At 70.6% G+C, this 15,431-nt stretch carries 20 protein-coding genes; 16 read left to right on the forward strand and 4 right to left on the reverse strand.

Annotation, left to right across the window (positions count from 1 at the left end; all coding sequences use genetic code 11):
* Positions 1–67 precede the first annotated feature (67 nt).
* The 9 genes from ACQG07_RS17015 (at position 68) to ACQG07_RS17055 (ending at position 5,232) form a co-directional block, all read left to right on the forward strand.
* A complete protein-coding gene (locus ACQG07_RS17015) occupies positions 68–763 on the forward strand; it encodes an HAD hydrolase-like protein (RefSeq protein ID WP_194599907.1) in 696 nt (231 codons plus the stop codon).
* Between the two features lie 89 nt (positions 764–852).
* Entirely contained in the window at positions 853–1,446 is a 594-nt protein-coding gene (locus tag ACQG07_RS17020; protein WP_086472594.1) for a sulfite oxidase-like oxidoreductase, read from the forward strand.
* Positions 1,447–1,484: 38 nt separating this feature from the next.
* Complete coding sequence (locus ACQG07_RS17025; RefSeq protein ID WP_307783416.1) at positions 1,485–2,171, forward strand: ferredoxin reductase; 687 nt, start codon at positions 1,485–1,487, stop codon at positions 2,169–2,171.
* Positions 2,171–2,428: a DUF6510 family protein gene (locus ACQG07_RS17030; RefSeq protein WP_079704433.1), complete on the forward strand. Its 258-nt coding sequence runs from the start codon at positions 2,171–2,173 to the stop codon at positions 2,426–2,428. The genes ACQG07_RS17025 and ACQG07_RS17030 overlap by 1 nt, the downstream gene beginning before the upstream one ends.
* Before the next feature lie 40 nt (positions 2,429–2,468).
* Complete coding sequence (locus tag ACQG07_RS17035) at positions 2,469–2,792, forward strand: PadR family transcriptional regulator (RefSeq protein WP_159876711.1); 324 nt, start codon at positions 2,469–2,471, stop codon at positions 2,790–2,792.
* 1 nt (position 2,793) lies between these two features.
* Complete coding sequence (locus tag ACQG07_RS17040) at positions 2,794–3,324, forward strand: PspC domain-containing protein (protein WP_274498939.1); 531 nt, start codon at positions 2,794–2,796, stop codon at positions 3,322–3,324.
* 65 nt (positions 3,325–3,389) lie between these two features.
* Positions 3,390–4,226, forward strand: coding sequence for an alpha/beta fold hydrolase (locus ACQG07_RS17045; RefSeq protein WP_426738924.1), 837 nt, complete (start codon positions 3,390–3,392; stop codon positions 4,224–4,226).
* Between the two features lie 22 nt (positions 4,227–4,248).
* Positions 4,249–4,803 (forward strand): TetR/AcrR family transcriptional regulator, encoded by a 555-nt coding sequence (locus tag ACQG07_RS17050; RefSeq protein WP_426738925.1) that lies wholly within the window; start codon positions 4,249–4,251, stop codon positions 4,801–4,803.
* A 51-nt stretch (positions 4,804–4,854) separates the two neighbouring features.
* Positions 4,855–5,232 (forward strand): VOC family protein, encoded by a 378-nt coding sequence (locus tag ACQG07_RS17055; RefSeq protein WP_071261898.1) that lies wholly within the window; start codon positions 4,855–4,857, stop codon positions 5,230–5,232.
* Positions 5,233–5,238: 6 nt separating this feature from the next.
* Here the strand turns inward: ACQG07_RS17055 and ACQG07_RS17060 are convergent, their stop codons facing one another.
* Positions 5,239–5,652 carry an ASCH domain-containing protein gene (locus ACQG07_RS17060; RefSeq protein WP_426738926.1) on the reverse strand — a complete coding sequence of 138 codons (414 nt, stop codon included), beginning with the start codon at positions 5,650–5,652 and terminating at the stop codon, positions 5,239–5,241.
* A gap of 143 nt (positions 5,653–5,795) precedes the next feature.
* Here ACQG07_RS17060 and ACQG07_RS17065 point away from each other — a divergent pair, with 143 nt between their 5' ends.
* From ACQG07_RS17065 to ACQG07_RS17080, 4 genes are read left to right on the forward strand one after another with little or no spacing between them, the layout of a single operon-like run.
* Complete coding sequence (locus ACQG07_RS17065) at positions 5,796–6,935, forward strand: ThiF family adenylyltransferase (protein ID WP_426738927.1); 1,140 nt, start codon at positions 5,796–5,798, stop codon at positions 6,933–6,935.
* A 58-nt stretch (positions 6,936–6,993) separates the two neighbouring features.
* Positions 6,994–8,229: a gephyrin-like molybdotransferase Glp gene (glp, locus tag ACQG07_RS17070; protein WP_426738928.1), complete on the forward strand. Its 1,236-nt coding sequence runs from the start codon at positions 6,994–6,996 to the stop codon at positions 8,227–8,229.
* The gene (moaCB, locus tag ACQG07_RS17075; protein ID WP_426738929.1) at positions 8,226–9,209 is read left to right on the forward strand and encodes a bifunctional molybdenum cofactor biosynthesis protein MoaC/MoaB; all 984 of its coding nucleotides are present in this window, start codon (positions 8,226–8,228) and stop codon (positions 9,207–9,209) included. Before glp ends, moaCB begins: the two co-directional genes overlap by 4 nt.
* Complete coding sequence (locus ACQG07_RS17080) at positions 9,202–9,630, forward strand: molybdenum cofactor biosynthesis protein MoaE (RefSeq protein ID WP_056011786.1); 429 nt, start codon at positions 9,202–9,204, stop codon at positions 9,628–9,630. Before moaCB ends, ACQG07_RS17080 begins: the two co-directional genes overlap by 8 nt.
* A 73-nt stretch (positions 9,631–9,703) precedes the next feature.
* Here ACQG07_RS17080 and ACQG07_RS17085 read toward each other — a convergent pair whose 3' ends face one another.
* Positions 9,704–10,270 (reverse strand): dihydrofolate reductase family protein, encoded by a 567-nt coding sequence (locus ACQG07_RS17085; protein ID WP_426738930.1) that lies wholly within the window; start codon positions 10,268–10,270, stop codon positions 9,704–9,706.
* Positions 10,271–10,363: 93 nt separating this feature from the next.
* On the opposite strand from ACQG07_RS17085, the gene ACQG07_RS17090 reads away from it, so the two are divergent.
* From ACQG07_RS17090 to ACQG07_RS17100, 3 genes are read left to right on the forward strand one after another with little or no spacing between them, the layout of a single operon-like run.
* Entirely contained in the window at positions 10,364–12,970 is a 2,607-nt protein-coding gene (locus ACQG07_RS17090) for an ABC transporter (protein WP_426738931.1), read from the forward strand.
* Positions 12,971–13,005: 35 nt separating this feature from the next.
* Positions 13,006–13,548, forward strand: coding sequence for a hypothetical protein (locus ACQG07_RS17095; RefSeq protein WP_137242844.1), 543 nt, complete (start codon positions 13,006–13,008; stop codon positions 13,546–13,548).
* A 37-nt stretch (positions 13,549–13,585) separates the two neighbouring features.
* Positions 13,586–14,053 (forward strand): BLUF domain-containing protein, encoded by a 468-nt coding sequence (locus ACQG07_RS17100; RefSeq protein ID WP_426738932.1) that lies wholly within the window; start codon positions 13,586–13,588, stop codon positions 14,051–14,053.
* Here ACQG07_RS17100 and ACQG07_RS17105 read toward each other — a convergent pair.
* Both ACQG07_RS17105 and moaA read right to left on the reverse strand, forming a co-directional pair.
* On the reverse strand, positions 14,050–14,307 hold the full coding sequence (locus ACQG07_RS17105; protein ID WP_079704425.1) for a MoaD/ThiS family protein: 258 nt from the start codon (positions 14,305–14,307) through the stop codon (positions 14,050–14,052). The two genes, ACQG07_RS17100 and ACQG07_RS17105, sit on opposite strands and share 4 nt — an antisense overlap.
* Complete coding sequence (moaA, locus tag ACQG07_RS17110) at positions 14,300–15,367, reverse strand: GTP 3',8-cyclase MoaA (protein WP_426738933.1); 1,068 nt, start codon at positions 15,365–15,367, stop codon at positions 14,300–14,302. The genes ACQG07_RS17105 and moaA overlap by 8 nt, the downstream gene beginning before the upstream one ends.
* Positions 15,368–15,431: the final 64 nt, after the last annotated feature.

Genomic DNA, 15,431 nt, shown 5'->3' on the forward strand with positions numbered 1-15,431 from the left:
AGCCTACGGCTCTGGCAACCGGTTGACAACCCTCTGCAGCCGGAGGGGTCGCCCTAGGATGGAGCGTGTGACCGATCTCTACCTCGCGAGTACGACCGTGTCCTTCCACCGCAGTTGGTCCTGCGTACTGTTCGACCTCGACGGCACGATCGTGGACTCGGCTCCCGGCATCATCTCCCGCATGAAGACGACCCTGGCGAACGTCGGTGCCGTCGTGCCGTCCGACGAATCGCTGCTGCGTTGGGTCGGACCACCGCTGCTCGACTCCTTCCGCGACTTCGCGGACATGGACCCGTTGCAGTCGCAGCTCGCCCTCACCGAGTACCGTCGCCAGGTCGCCATCGAGGGCGCCGAGGTCGGCACCGCGGTGTTCCCGGGCGTCGCCGGACTGCTCGCGCGCATCTCCGAGGCCGGTATCCCGATCGGGCTCGCGACCTCGAAGCCCGAGTCGCAGGCGAACACGATCCTCGACCACTTCGGCCTGAGTCAGTACTTCACCGTCGTCACGGGCGCCTCCGAGGACGAGGTCCGCAGCAGCAAGGCCGATGTCGTCGGCGAGGCCCTCCGGCGCCTCACGGCCGCCGGCGTCGACACGTCCCGCACCGTACTGGTCGGCGACCGCCTCCACGACATCGAGGGTGCAGCGGCGCACGGGATCCCGACGATCCTCGTCGAGTGGGGCTACGGCTCGCCGGCGGAGGCCACCGGTGCCCTCGCCGTCGTCCACTCGATCGACGCGCTGTCGAACCTCATCACCGGCTGAGCGAGACCGGAACCACTTGGTGACCCCAGGAGGGCCTGGCTTCACCGACACCTGCTCACTAGGGTGATGACCATCCTGAGGAGGTCGACATGGCGGTGTTCACACGCGGTTTCGGAGGACGGGCACGGGAGCAGGACGACCGACTCCCGCCCGGTCAGTTCCTCACCGAGGACTTCCCCGTCCTGTCCGCCGGACCCACGCCGCGGATCGACACCGATGAATGGGAGTTCCAGATCCGCACGGAGACGGGCGAGACCCACCGCTGGGACTGGGCGGCCATGCAGGCCCTGCAGCAGGACGACATCACCCGCGACATCCACTGCGTGACCCGCTGGACGAAGCTCGGCACGAGCTGGCAGGGCGTCTCCCTCGACACGCTCTTCGCCGAGGTCGAGAGCGGCTACGACTTCGTGATGGCCCACTCCTACGGCGGCTACACGACCAACGTCCCACTCGACGACCTCCTGGACGGCAAGGCCTGGATCGCCACCGGCTTCGACGGCGAGCCGCTCGCCGCGGAGCACGGCGGCCCGGCACGACTCCTCATCCCGCACCTCTACTTCTGGAAGAGCGCGAAGTGGATCCGCGGCCTCGTCATGCAGCAGGACGACGAACCGGGGTTCTGGGAGCAGAACGGCTACCACGCCTACGGCGATCCCTGGCTCGAACAGCGGTACTCGTGAGGCGCACGGGCCATGTCGACGTCTGGAAGGCGGCAACCGTGGTCACGGCGACGCAGCTGACCCCATCGGGGCGGAGCCTCATCCTGGACGCCCCGGGCTGGGGCGGGAACCTGGCCGGGCAGCACGCCGACGTCCGCCTCACCGCACCCGACGGCTACCAGGCGGTCCGCTCCTACTCGATCGCCTCGGCCGACGCCGGTGACCGCATCGAGATCGCCGTCGACCGGGTCCCCGACGGCGAGGTCTCACCCTTCCTCGTCGACGCGATCGAGGTCGGCGACCAGGTCGAGGTGCGTGGACCACTGGGCGGCTGGTTCGTCTGGCGCCCCGAGGACACGGAGCCGGTCCTCCTGATCGGCGGAGGTTCGGGCATCGTGCCGCTCATGGCGATGGTGCGGGCGCACGAGGCGGCCGGGAGCACGACGCCGTTCCGACTCGTGTATTCGGTCCGCTCACCGCAGGACGCCTTCTTCGCCGACGAGCTCGCTGCGGCGACCGGGGTCGAGGTCACCTGGATCTACACCCGGCGAGCGCCCGATGGCTGGCCTCGTCCCGCCGGCCGTCTCGTCGCGGCCGACCTGCAGGCGCTCGAGTCCACCGGCGGCGAGGCCCCGTCGGTGTTCGTCTGCGGACCGACCGGCTTCGTCGAGGCGGTCGCCGACACCCTGGTCGCGATCGGCCACGATCCGGCCCGCATCAAGACCGAGCGGTTCGGAGGCGCGTGATGACCTCGCATCTGGACGGCAACGTCCTCGCCGGAACCCTGTCGGAACTGACCGGCACCGACCCGAGCGGGACGATGTCGCAGTGCCTCGGGTGCCGCGACGTCTCGCCCCTCGCCGCGGAGCTGGTGTTCGGCACCCCGGACGCTTGGGTGGTTCGCTGTCGGCACTGCGACGACGTCCTGCTCGTCGTCCTCCATCACGAGGAGACCACGCGCGTCACCCTCGACGGCGTCCGCTGGTGGACGGACCTCGGCTGACCGCATCTCGCACGGTACCGATTCGTGTTACAGTACCGGCATGGAACCAGATAGCAAGCTCGCGGCACTCCGCCGAGGCATGCTCGAACCGCTCGTGCTCGCTTCGGTCGAGCATCAGCGACGCTACGCGGGCGAGATCGCGACGGCGCTCCGCGAAGCCGGCTTCCCCGTCCAGGAAGCCACGCTCTATCCCCTCCTGAACAAGCTCCGACGCGAAGACCTCCTGGCACACGACTGGCAGGAGTCCACGTCCGGTCCACCTCGCAAGTACCTCTCCCTGACCGAGGCCGGACGAGTGCAGCTCTTGGACTTCCGCACCTATTGGTCCTCGCTCACCGACATGATCACGACGATCGGACACTGACATGGAACAGATCCACCACATGAGCCTGAGTGGGCATGCGGAGACGATCCCGCTGACGGCCGCCGCCCACGCCCACCTGCTCCGCTACCTGTCGAACACCCGCGCCGCACTCGGCACCGACCCCGATGCGGACGAGACCGTACGCGACCTCGAGACGACACTCGGAGACCGCCTGCGATCGATGCCGGCAACCCCTGGCGCCGCGATCGACGACGAGCAGCTCGCGACGATCCTCGCGGAGACGGGCTCCGTCGAGCAGGAAGCACCGCCGATCCGGATCCTCGCCTATCCCGCTCGCGGTCGATTCTTCTGTCGCATCGGGGAGGGGAGCTGGTTCGGCGGCCTGTGCGCCGGCATCGCCGTGTACGGCGACTTCCGCGTGGACTGGGTCCGCACCGTCGCCCTCTTCCTCCTGCTCTTCACGGGCGGGACCGCCGGCCTGGTCTACCTGGCGCTGCTCCTCATCCTGCCGAAGGTCGACACGGTCGCCGAGTATCAGCGCCAGTGCGCGGCGCCAGCGCCGAGTCGATGAGGTTGCCCGACAGACGATCCATCAAAGCTATTGACATTAGCCAAACAGCAATGCAGACTAGCTTCATGAACATGAACCCGGCATCGACAGGGCCTGCCACCCGCTACCTCGACCGTCCCGAGGGCAAGATCGCCTACGAGATCCAGGGAGACGGCCCGCTCGTCGTCCTCGTCCCGGGAATGGGCGAGCTCCGCTCCTCCTACCGCTTCCTCGCTCCCGCGCTCGTCCAGGCCGGGTACCGCGTCGCCTCCACCGACCTCCGTGGTCACGGCGACAGCGACACGACGTTCTCCTCGTACGGCGACGTCGCGACCGCCTCGGACATCCACGCCCTCATCCGCGACCTGGGTGCCCCGGCCGTCGTCATCGGGAACTCCCTCGCTGCCGGCGCGGGCGTGATCGTCGCCGCCGAGCACCCGGAGGACGTGTCGGGTCTCGTCCTCGTCGGGCCCTTCGTCCGCAACCCGAAGGCGGGCGCCGTCATGCAGGCGGTCTTCCGCGCCATGATGGCTCCGCTGTGGATCGCACGGGTCTGGAAGGCCTACCTCCCCACGCTGAATGCGGGCCGGAAGCCGGTCGACTTCGACGACTACCTCGCCGACGTCTTCGCGAGCCTGCGTCGCCCCGCCTACGGCAAGGCCTTCTCGCAGACGACCAGACAGACCGACCATGCCCCGGCCGAGGCTGCGCTCCCCGGCGTGAGCGCTCCGACGCTCGTGATCATGGGCACCAAGGACCCCGACTTCCCCGACCCCGCAGGAGAGGCCCGCTGGATCGGCGACACCCTGCAGGCGGAGGTCGTCCTCGTCGAGGACGCCGGCCACTACCCGCAGGCCCAGCAGCCCGAGGTCACCTCGCAGGCCGTCCTCGGCTTCCTCCAGTCGGCGCTGCACCGTGCCTAGGGCGGGACTCAGCCGCGCGCGCGTGGTGGACGAAGCGGCTGAACTCGCCGACGAGGTCGGGCTCGAGGGGCTGACCCTCGCCGCCCTCGCCGAACGGCTCGGCGTCCGGCAGCCCTCGCTCTACAAGCACCTCGACTCGCTCGCCGGACTCCGCCGGAGCATCTCCCTCCAAGCGAAGGGCGAGCTCGGCGACATCCTGCTGCGCGCCGCCGTCGGCCGTTCGGGCGCGGATGCGATCACGGTGATGGCCGGCGCCTACCGGGAGTGGGCCCTGGAGCACCCGGCACGCTATACGGCCGCGCAGTGGATCGCCGGGCCGGAGGATGAGGAGGACGCGGCGGCATCGCTCGGCGCCATCCAGGTCATCAGCGACGTCCTCACGGCCTACGAGCTCCGCGGCGACGACGCCATCGACGCGATCCGCGCGTTCCGCTCCACCCTGCACGGCTTCGTCTCGCTCGAGGCGGCGGGCTCCTTCGGCCTCGACCGCGACCTCGACCGGAGCTTCGACCGCCTCGTCCGTGGCTTCGTGATCACGCTGACCCGTTGGGCCGAGACCGCTGGGGACGAGTCCTAGCCGATCCGCAACGGGTTCCGCTGCACGACGCGTGCGGGGTAGCGTGCCGTCATGTCATGCCGCATCAGTGAACTCGTCCTGGACTGCCGCGATCCGGAAGCGCTCGCCCGCTTCTGGTGCGAAGTCCTCGACTTCGTCGTGCTCGACCGAGACGAGGACGGGGTGGAGATCGGAGCGCGGGACGGCTTCGGTGGGTCGCAACCGACCATCATCCTCAGCCGCAGCGACGACCCGCCGCAGCCGAAGTCGAAGCTCCACATCGACGTCAGCCCGACCGACGGCGACCAGGACGCCGAACTCGAGCGCCTGTTGGCCCTCGGAGCGCGCCCGACGGACATCGGGCAGACGGGCGATGAGTCGTGGCACGTCCTCGCCGATCCCGAGGGCAACGCCTTCTGCCTCCTGCGCACGCCCGTCAAGCCGGTCTGATCGGCCTCAGTCCCGGGCGATGAGGGCGAACCGTTCGAGGACGACGAGCGTCGTGTCGTCGAGGTGGAAGTCGGCGCCGAGTTCGGCCTGCATCTCCGGTGAGGTCCAGAACCGCTCGTGACCGGCACGCCAGTCGGCGACCGACGCGTAGCCTTCGCCCTCTGCCAGAGCGTGAGCCAGCGGCACCTCGCCCAGCGCTACCACCTCGACACCCACCGTCTCGATGACGAAGCGGTGAACGCCATCGGAATCGACGACGATTCCGCGCTGCCCGACCGCCGGCAACTCCTCGCCTGCCACCTCGTACTCGTGCGCCAGGGAACTCGTCGCGACCTTCTCGCCGGACTCGATCGCCGCCACCAGCCTGTCCCGCAGCGGGCCGGGGAACGCGAACTCGACGATGGGGAGGTGGTCATCCATGCGTCCATCCCAGCATCGATCGACGCGTCGTGCCACTTCACCACTCCTGTCGGTTTCCCGTGGCGGCGCCTGCTGCCTCCTGCGGACGCGAGCGGATGCGGTCTGAGGGCCGGCGGGCACGGTGCCGGTGGGATAATCGGCGCATGTCCTCGACCGCGCGGTACGCCAGGCAGCTCGCCCTCCCCGGGTTCGGACCAACGGCGCAGCAGCGTCTCGCCGACGCGCGGGTGCTGATCGTCGGCGCCGGCGGCCTGGGCAGCATCGTCATCCCGGCGCTTGCCGCTGCCGGTGTCGGTTCCGGTGACGGCGCGATCCACCTCGTGGACGACGACACGGTCGAGCTCAGCAACCTGCATCGGCAGACCGTCCACAGCACCGCGGACGTCGGCCGGTCGAAGGTCGACTCCGCCGCCGATCGCGCCCTCGCCGTCAACACCGATGCGACGATCCTCAGGCACCGCCTCCACCTCGGACCCGGCGAGATCATGGGCCTCCTGGCCGACGCGGAGATCGACCTCGTCCTCGACGGCAGCGACAACTTCGAGACCCGTTACCTGGTCGACGACGCCGCGACGCTCGCCGACGTCCCACTCGTCTGGGGTGCGGTCTCGCAGTACGGCGGGCAGGCTGGACTCAGCTGGTCGTCTCGCGGCCCGCGCTACCGCGACCTCTTCCCCCACCCGCCGACGGACGGTTCGGTGCTCTCCTGCGAGGCCGGCGGCGTCCTGCCCACCACGGTCGGGGTCATCGGGTCCATCATGGCCACCGAGGCGATCAAGGTGCTCACCGGGGTCGGGACCCTCTCGCTCGGCCGGGTGACGATGTTCGACGGGCTGAGCGGCGGGTTCCGCGAACTCCGGTACGAGCGCGACCCCGCGGGCGCCCGGCAGGTGTCGCTCGATGAGCATCTGCATCGGACGCCAGGAGGGGACACAGCGAGCGCCGCAGCGGCAGCCCCGCACGAGCCGCGACACGGCGGCCGCACGATCACCGCACCGCAGCTCGCGGCGAGCGACGATGAGGCCGTCCTGCTCGACGTCCGGGAGCCGTGGGAGGCGGAGATCGCCCGGTTGCCCGGTTCGACGCTGATGCCGCTCGGCTCGCTCCCCGAGACGCTCCACGGGCTCGACCCCGAGACGCCCGTGGTCGTCTACTGCCACCACGGCATCCGATCCGAGTCCGCGCTTCGCCTGCTCCTCGAGCGCGGCTACTCGGCCGTCCATCTCGAGGGCGGCATCGACGCGTGGTCGCGGCTCGTGGATCCGACCGTCCCCCGCTACTGACCGCGGCTCCGAATACCCCGTGCAGCCCCACCGACCGACCTCGACGACGGGAACCACCATGACGACGCCAGCGCCCACGAGTCGGAAGACCGTCGAGCAACACGCCTCCGACGTCGCAGCCCTCCTCCACGACGTGACCGACACCGGCGCCGAGCACGTGCCGATCGACGAGGCCGCAGCTCGGGTGACGGCGGTGGCGGTGCCGTCACCGGTCGACCTGCCGCTGTTCCGCAACTCGCAGATGGACGGCTTCGCGGTTCGGGCGGCAGACCTCACGGGCGATGAGACGCGACTGCGGGTGGTGGGCGAGATCGCCGCGCGCCCGATCAACCCCGCGCCGCTCGAGGCGGGGACCTCGGTGCGCATCATGACGGGCGCGGTCGTTCCGCCGGGTGCGGACGTCGTCGTGCCGGTCGAGGAGAGCGAGGTCGAGACGGATCCGGACGGTGTCGAGACCGTTCTCCTCGGTCCTGCGCGCGGCGGTGGCGAGCGCCCGGTGGGGCTGTTCGTCCGGGAACGCGGGAGCGACGTCCGCGCCGGCGAGGAGCTGCTGCCGGCCGGCGTGCGCCTCGCTTCACGACACCTCGCCGTGTTGGCTGCGGCCGGGATCACGACCGTCGAGGTGCGTCGGCGGGTGCGGGTCGCGATCGTTACGACCGGTGCCGAACTCGTCGAACCCGGCGAGACGCCGACGCTCGGCCAGACCTTCGACTCCAACGGGACCGCGCTGGCGGCCGCCGTCCTCACAGCCGGGGCCGAGGTCGCCGCCCGTGCGCGCGTCGTCGACGATGCCGACGTCCTGCTCGCCCTGCTCGACGACCTCCACAGCGAGGTCGATCTCATCCTCACCTCCGGCGGTATCTCCATGGGTGAGCACGAGGTCGTCCGTGACGTCCTCGGTCCGCTGGGTGGCTGGATCGGTTCGGTCGCGATGCAGCCCGGCGGACCACAGGCGCTCGGCGCCCACCGGGGCGTCCCGATCATCGCGTTCCCCGGCAACCCGGTGAGCACCCAGCTCTCGTTCGAGGTCTTCGTCGCTCCGGTCCTCCGCCGGGTCGCCGGCCTGCCGCAAGCGACACGCGCACCGGCCGAACTCGCGGTCGCCGTGCGTTCGGTGCCCGGCAAACGCCAGTTCCTCCGCGGACGCCGACGAGACGATGGCCGGGTCGAGCCGGTCGCAGGCCCCGGCTCGCACCTCGTCGCCGGGCTCGCGGCCTCCGACGTGCTGATCGTGATCCCGGAGGACACCCTCGAGCTCGACGCCGGTGACGCTGTGGAAGCATGGGCACTATGACCGGGCTCACACACCTCGACGACGACGGCCGCGCACGCATGGTCGACGTCGGCGACAAGGCCACGACGAAGCGGGTCGCGACGGCGACCGCGACCTTCACCACCCGACCAGACGTGATCGCGCTCGTTCAAGCGGACGGCCTGCCGAAAGCGGACGTCATCGCGACCGCTCGCATCGCGGGGATCGCGGGGGCCAAGCGGACGAGCGAGCTCATCCCGCTGTGCCACCAGCTCGCGCTGTCGTCCGTGACCCTCGACTTCGCATTCACCGAGGACTCGATCGTCATCACCGCGACGGCGAAGACCACCGGCCAGACCGGGGTCGAGATGGAGGCCCTGACGGCCGCGTCGATCGCCGGCCTGACCCTGCACGACATGGTCAAGGCCGTCGACCCGGCATCGGTCCTCGGCGACATCCGGCTGCTGGAGAAGTCCGGCGGCAAGCGCGGGAACTGGACGCCGGATGCGGTGGATCCGGTCGAGGCGCCGGCGGGACGAACGGTCCGCCCGCGAACCGCGGCCGTCATCGTCGCGTCGACCGCCGGCGCGGCCGGCACGCGCGAGGACCTCACGGGGCCGCGCATCTCCGCGTGGTTGTCCGAGCACGACTACGCGGTCGATGCGGTGACGGTCGTGTCCGACGCCGACGTGCACCTCGCGATCGCGGCAGCCCTGGACGCCGCGCCCGCGGTGCTCATCACGACGGGCGGCACCGGCCTCTCGCCGAGCGACCGCACCCCGGAGGCGACGCGGCCCCACCTCGACCGCGAGCTGCCCGGCATCGCGGAGGCGATCCGCACCCTCGGGTCGACCAAGACCCCGACCGCGGCGCTCAGTCGCGGACTCGCAGGGGTCTCCGGCGGCACCGTCGTCGTGAACCTGCCCGGGTCGACCGGCGGCGTGAAGGACGGGCTCGCGGTCCTCGACGGCCTGCTCGACCACCTCGTCGCCCAGATCGCCGGAGGTGGCGCGCATGAGTGAGTCGACGGTTCCCGAGGTCCTCGCCCTCATCTCGGAGTCGCCCCTCGACGCGCACGCGATCGAGGACTTCGTCGCGGCGCCCGCCAACGGCGCACTCGTCGCCTTCCGAGGGATCGTGCGCGACCACGACCACGGCGAGGCGGTCGACGCCCTCGACTACCGCGCCCATCCCGATGCCCAACGATTCCTCGAGGACTGCTGCCGGACGGTCGCCGCGGAGACCGGCCTCCGAGTGGCGGCAGCGCATCGCGTCGGGTCGCTCGTCGTCGGCGACCTGGCCCTCGTGGCCGCCGTCGCCGCCGCGCACCGGGCCGAGGCCTTCGCCGCCTGCGAGCGCCTGGTCGAGGAGATCAAGCGCACCGTCCCCATCTGGAAGCGCCAACACCTGGCCGACGGTGAGACGGAGTGGGTCGGCCTGTAGCGGCCCGTCCTCGATTCGCCCCGAGTGGTCGCACGCACGAAGCGGAGGCGACCATTCGGGGCGAATCGAGCTGTCAGCGCGGCAGCACGTCGTAGGTGATGCGCACGAGCCCGTCCTCGCGCGTCGCATGGGTGCCGCGGAGTCGCAGGCGGACGTCGGCGTCGAGGTCGCCGAAGAGGCGGGCGCCCGAGCCGATGAGCACCGGCGCGACCGACACGGTGATCTCGTCGACGAGGCCATCACCGAGGAACGCCTGAATGGTCCTGCCGCCGTCGATGTAGACGCGGCCGGCCCCGGCCTCGTCGAGCAGGGCGGCCGCCTCGTCGAGCGACCCGGCGACCGTGATGCGGTCGTCCCCTGCCTCGAGCGTGGCGCTCAGCACGACGACCCGCTTGCCCTCGAACGGCCACTCGCCGAAGCCGAGGACGGTGTCGTAGGTGGTGCGTCCCATCACGAGGGTGTCGATCGTCGGGAAGAACGAATCCCAGTCGAGCGCCGGGTGTACTCCCGGCGCATCCGCGGCATGCTCCCGCGGCTCGAGCTCCGTGAGCCAGCCGAGGTCGCCGTCGGGCCCCGCGATGAACCCGTCGAGGCTCACACCGATGAAGACACAGCCGTGCCAGGAACGTTCACGAGTCATGAGGACGATCCTGCCGTCCACCCCCGACATCGCGCATCGGGCGGGGCACGTCAACCGGTCGCCCACCAGACCGCGGCGACGTAGGGTGATCTGATGCCCGAACACGCCCCCGAAGCATCCGACCCGTTCGTCCGCGTCCGGGGAGCCAACGAGAACAACCTCCGCAACGTTGACGTCGACGTGCCGCGCGATGCGATCGTCGCCTTCACCGGGGTCTCCGGCTCGGGCAAGTCGTCGCTCGCGTTCGGCACCATCTTCACCGAGGCACAACGGCGGTACCTCGAGTCCGTCGCACCGTACGCCAGGCGGCTGATCCAGCAGGGTCATGACCCGCACGTCGACTCGATCTCCGGCCTGCCACCGGCGGTCGCCCTGCAGCAGCGACGCGGCGCCCCCAGCTCGCGCTCCAGCGTCGGCACGGTGACGACCCTCTCGAACTCGCTCCGCATGCTCTTCTCGCGCGCCGGCACCTTCCCCGAGGGGTTCACGACCCGGCTCGACTCGGACGCATTCTCCCCCAACACCGCCGTCGGCGCCTGCCCGGAGTGCCACGGCATCGGCGTCGCACACACGGTCACCGAGGACTCCCTCGTGCCCGACCCGTCACTGAGCATCCGCGAGGGCGCGATCGCCGCGTGGCCGGGCGCCTGGCAGGCGAAGAACCTCCGCGACATCACCATCGCGCTCGGATACGACGTCGACCGACCCTGGCGGGAGCTCGACCAGGAGGACCGCGACTGGATCCTCTTCACCGAGGAGCAGCCGGTCGTGCAGATCACGCCGCAACGCGACCGCGTGGCGAAGCCGTACAACGGCATGTTCTGGAGCGCCAAGCAGTACGTCTTCCACACCCTCTCCGACTCCAAGAGCCAGATGATGCGGAACAAAGTGCTGCAGTTCGTGCGCTCGGGTCCGTGCCCGCTCTGCCACGGCACGGGACTCCGCCGCGAGGCGCTCGCGGTCACCTTCGCCGGCCGCACGATCGCCGAGCTCAACGCCCTGCCGATGACGGAACTCGCCGAGGTCATCCGCCCCACCACGGAGCTGACCGACGCGGCGCCCGCGCTCCCGACCACGCTCTCCGGCGAGCGCACCGACGTCGCCGTCGCCATCACGACCGACCTCCTCGCGCGCATCCGCGTGCTCACCGACCTCGGACTCGGCTACCTCGGACTCGGGCGCGTGACGACCACGCTCTCCCCAGGCGAGATGCAGCGGCTCCGGCTCGCGACCCAGCTGCGCTCCGGGCTCTTCGGCGTGGTCTACGTCCTCGACGAACCGTCAGCGGGTCTGCACCCGGCCGACGCTGAGCCCCTCCTCGAGGTGCTGGAGCAGCTGAAGCGCTCGGGCAACTCGGTCTATGTCGTCGAGCACAACATGGACGTCGTCCGGAACGCGGACTGGATCGTCGACGTCGGCCCCGGTGCGGGCGAGGGTGGCGGCGACGTGCTCTACAGCGGGGCCGTCGAGGGTCTCGCCGAGGTCGAGGCCTCGGCGACCCGCCCGTTCCTCTTCCCCGAACAGCACGGTCCGGCTCCCGAGCGACGAGCACTCCGTGAGGCGCGCGACTGGCTCGAGGTGGAGGGCATCACGCTCCACAACCTCGCCGGCGTCGACGCCTCGATCCCCCTCGGGACCTTCGTCGCCGTCACCGGTGTCTCGGGTTCCGGCAAGTCGACCCTCGTGAGCCGCGTCCTCCGCGACGTCGTGCGCGACCACCTGCGCGCAGACGGTCGGGGTGCGGACGACGTCGCAGACGACGACGAGGTGCCCGCCGAGACCGATGCGGCCGAGGGTTCCGGCCTGGCGGAGGCGACTGTGCCGGACGGACACGCCGACACGCTCACCATCCGCCGGGCGCGCGGGCTCGAGCACGTGGACCGTCTCGTCCGGGTCGACCAGAAGCCCATCGGACGCACACCGCGGTCGAACCTGGCGACCTACACCGGACTGTTCGACGCCGTCCGCGCGGCCTTCGCCGCCACGGACCTCGCCCGCGAGCGCGGGTACACGGCCGGCCGCTTCTCGTTCAACGTGGCGGGAGGTCGGTGTGAGACCTGCCTCGGTGAAGGCTTCGTGTCGGTCGAACTGCTGTTCCTGCCCGGCAGCTACGGGAAGTGCCCGACCTGTGACGGCGCTCGGTACAACGCCGAGACCCTCGAAGTCACCTACGACGGGAAGTCGATCGCAGACGTCCTCGCACTCACCGTCGAGCAGGCGGCCGAGTTCCTCGCGGCCGTCCCGGCGGCGGCACGGAGCCTCCGCACCCTGCTCGAGGTCGGCCTGGGGTACCTGCGGCTCGGCCAGCCGGCCACCGAGCTGTCGGGCGGTGAGGCGCAGCGCATCAAGCTCGCGACGGAACTCCAGCGGGTGCGACGGGGTCACACCCTCTACCTCCTCGACGAGCCGACGACCGGCCTCCACCCGGCCGACGTCCGTCGTCTGCTGGCGCAGCTGAACGCGCTCGTCGACTCCGGCGACACCGTCGTCGTGGTCGAGCACGAGATGGACGTCGTCGCGGCGGCCGACTGGGTGATCGACCTCGGACCGTCCGGCGGCGACGCTGGTGGGCGCATCGTGTCTGCGGGCACCCCGGACACCGTCGCCGCAGACCCCGACAGCCGCACCGCGCCCTACCTGGCGAAGCGACTGGCGTTGCTCGGTGCCGCACCGTCACCGGAGGAGGCGTCGGCGGGGTGACGTCCCACCGACCCGGAGCGCCTAGCGTGGAGTCCATGCAGACGACCGATGCACGCCGTGACCTCCGCGCTCAGCGCATCGCCGTCGTCGTCTGGGCGGTCGCCGCGACGTCGATGCTGGTGCTGGCTCCCATCGAGGAACTCATCTGGGCGCCGCTCGCGATGACGGACGACTCCTACGGCCTCGAGGCGATCTACGGGGTGTTCGCGCCCACCACCCTGACCGTCGGCCTCGTCGGTGTCGCGATCGCGTTCCTGCTCGGCCTCACAGCCATTCTGGTGTTCACCCACTTCGGATGGCGCGGCCGGCTCGGCACACACTGGGTCCACGTCGCGACACTCGGATCCATGCTCGTGTGGCTCGGTCTCCTGGCCATGTTCGTCGCCGGCTTCGGCGTCGGGAACACCGTGTCCGACGAGATCCCGCCGTACGTCGGCCGGTCGTCATCGGTCGGCGAACTGCTCCAGATGCTCGCGCTCGTGGCGTTCCTGGCGACCGTCGTCGGAGCGATCTGCTCGCTCATCCTGATGTTCCGGTCGGCCGGGGTGGCCCGTCGCGCCTGGCAGGCTTCGCGATGAGCCTCTATCCGACACCTGACGTGTAAGGTCACGGAGTATGACGCAGCCCGAATCCGCGTTCCTCTCCGTGACCTACGTGAGCACCTCCGCTGCGCCGCTGACCCAGACCGCCCTCGAAGCGATCCTCCGGCAGTCCCGCGACAACAACGGACGCTCCGGCCTCACCGGCATGCTCGCCGTGCGCGGCGACGACTTCTTCCAGGTGATCGAAGGGCCTCCTACGGCCGTGCGCCACGTGCTGCAGCGGTTGCGCGAGGACACCCGACACAGCGAGCTGCGGGTCCTGGTCGAAGAGGAGATCGACTACCGGCGGTTCCCGGACTGGACCATGCGCTGCGAGAACCTCGACGACTACCCGGCTGATTCGATCCCCGGCTACCGCGCGTCGCACGAGGACGAATCGGATGCACGGCGCCATCGCATCCTGGACCTCCTGCGATGGTTCCAACACCGCGCGACCCGCGCCCTGGCCGAGCGTGGTCGCTCGGCGACGTCGCCGTCCTAGCCGCCGGCGAAGGGTGGGAGGACGTCGACCCGGGCGCCGAGCGGACGGGTGTCGTCGCGACTGACGACGCCGTCGACGAGGAAGGAACCGGACGCGAGGACCTTCGCCATCGCGTCGCCGTAGCGCTCGAGCAGCACCGACTTCAGCTCGCCGACCGTCGCGACCGCCGGCAAGGACTCCTCGGGGACGCCGGCGGCCTCCTCGGCAGCGGCGAAGTAGCGCACGAGCACCTGCAGGGTCGTCGTCTCAGCCACCGATCGCTCCCATGCTCCGCTCGGGACGGACGAAGTCGGGTGACGCGATGCGGTGCCCGGCCTGCTTGTGCCACATCGCCGCGCGCCAGCGATCCGCGATCTCGACGTCCTCGACGCCCGAACGCAACATGCCCCGAAGGTCGGTCTCGTCGTCGCCGAAGAGGCAGGAGCGGATCGTCCCCTCGGCGGTGAGCCGCGTGCGGTCGCAGTCGTCGCAGAACGAGCGCGTGACCGAGGCGATGATGCCGACCGTGGCCGGGCCGCCGTCGACGAGCCACTCCTCGGCGGGAGCGGAGGGGTCCTCGCGATGCGGGGCAGTGAGCGTGAAGCGGGAGCCGAGGACGTCGAGCAACTCGGCCGCGTCGACCATGTTCTCCCGCACCCACGCCTCGTCGGCGTCGAGCGGCATCTGCTCGATGAAGCGGAGACGGCACCCGTTCTCGATCGCCCAGGAGAGCAGGGCGATCGAGCCGTCGAGCGTGTCGCGCATGAGGACGGCGTTGATCTTGAGCGGCGTCAGCCCGGCGCGCTTGGCGGCCTCGATGCCGGCCAGGACGGCGGGGAGTCGGTCGCGACGCGTGAGTCGCGCGAAGTGGTCGCGGTCGACGGTGTCGAGGGAGATGTTCACGCGGGTGAGCCCGGCGGCCACGAGCTCGTCGACGCGCTTGTCGAGTCCGATGCCGTTCGTCGTCATGGAGATCGAGGCGTCGCCGGCGACCGCGGAGCTGCGGGCGATGATCTCCGCGAGGTCGGGGCGCATGAGCGGCTCGCCACCCGTGAAGCGGATGTCGTGCACCCCGAGGTCGCGGACGGCGATCTCGACGAGGCGACCGATCTCGGTGGGCGTCAGCAGGTCGTCGCGGGCGATCGCGGGGAGACCCTGCTCGGGCATGCAGTACGTGCAGCGCAGCGAGCACTTCTCCGTGATCGACACCCGGAGGTCGCGGGCGACCCTGCCGAAGCGGTCGATGAGGCCGTCGACGTCGGGGCGCCCGGCAGCGTCCGGGATGTGCCTGAGCGGCGACCCGATGCGTGGGATTCCGAGCCCGACTGTGGTCATCCCCCCAGGGTACGGGGATGGACGGCCGACTTGCCCCTCTAGAGCCGCTTCGGGGAGGAACGCC

Origin of the sequence: Plantibacter sp. 2H11-2 (assembly GCF_050031945.1) — a bacterium.
Taxonomy (GTDB): Bacteria; Actinomycetota; Actinomycetes; order Actinomycetales; family Microbacteriaceae; genus Plantibacter; species Plantibacter auratus.

Coding starts and splice junctions, on each gene's coding strand:
- ACQG07_RS17020 (WP_086472594.1), top strand. CDS start 853: ATGGCGGTGTTCACACGCGGTTTCGGAGGACGGGCACGGGAGCAGGAC.
- ACQG07_RS17030 (WP_079704433.1), top strand. CDS start 2,171: ATGACCTCGCATCTGGACGGCAACGTCCTCGCCGGAACCCTGTCGGAA.
- ACQG07_RS17035 (WP_159876711.1), top strand. CDS start 2,469: ATGGAACCAGATAGCAAGCTCGCGGCACTCCGCCGAGGCATGCTCGAA.
- ACQG07_RS17040 (WP_274498939.1), top strand. CDS start 2,794: ATGGAACAGATCCACCACATGAGCCTGAGTGGGCATGCGGAGACGATC.
- ACQG07_RS17045 (WP_426738924.1), top strand. CDS start 3,390: ATGAACATGAACCCGGCATCGACAGGGCCTGCCACCCGCTACCTCGAC.
- ACQG07_RS17055 (WP_071261898.1), top strand. CDS start 4,855: ATGTCATGCCGCATCAGTGAACTCGTCCTGGACTGCCGCGATCCGGAA.
- ACQG07_RS17060 (WP_426738926.1), bottom strand. CDS start 5,652: ATGGATGACCACCTCCCCATCGTCGAGTTCGCGTTCCCCGGCCCGCTG.
- ACQG07_RS17065 (WP_426738927.1), top strand. CDS start 5,796: ATGTCCTCGACCGCGCGGTACGCCAGGCAGCTCGCCCTCCCCGGGTTC.
- glp (WP_426738928.1), top strand. CDS start 6,994: ATGACGACGCCAGCGCCCACGAGTCGGAAGACCGTCGAGCAACACGCC.
- moaCB (WP_426738929.1), top strand. CDS start 8,226: ATGACCGGGCTCACACACCTCGACGACGACGGCCGCGCACGCATGGTC.
- ACQG07_RS17080 (WP_056011786.1), top strand. CDS start 9,202: ATGAGTGAGTCGACGGTTCCCGAGGTCCTCGCCCTCATCTCGGAGTCG.
- ACQG07_RS17085 (WP_426738930.1), bottom strand. CDS start 10,270: ATGACTCGTGAACGTTCCTGGCACGGCTGTGTCTTCATCGGTGTGAGC.
- ACQG07_RS17090 (WP_426738931.1), top strand. CDS start 10,364: ATGCCCGAACACGCCCCCGAAGCATCCGACCCGTTCGTCCGCGTCCGG.
- ACQG07_RS17095 (WP_137242844.1), top strand. CDS start 13,006: ATGCAGACGACCGATGCACGCCGTGACCTCCGCGCTCAGCGCATCGCC.
- ACQG07_RS17100 (WP_426738932.1), top strand. CDS start 13,586: ATGACGCAGCCCGAATCCGCGTTCCTCTCCGTGACCTACGTGAGCACC.
- moaA (WP_426738933.1), bottom strand. CDS start 15,367: ATGACCACAGTCGGGCTCGGAATCCCACGCATCGGGTCGCCGCTCAGG.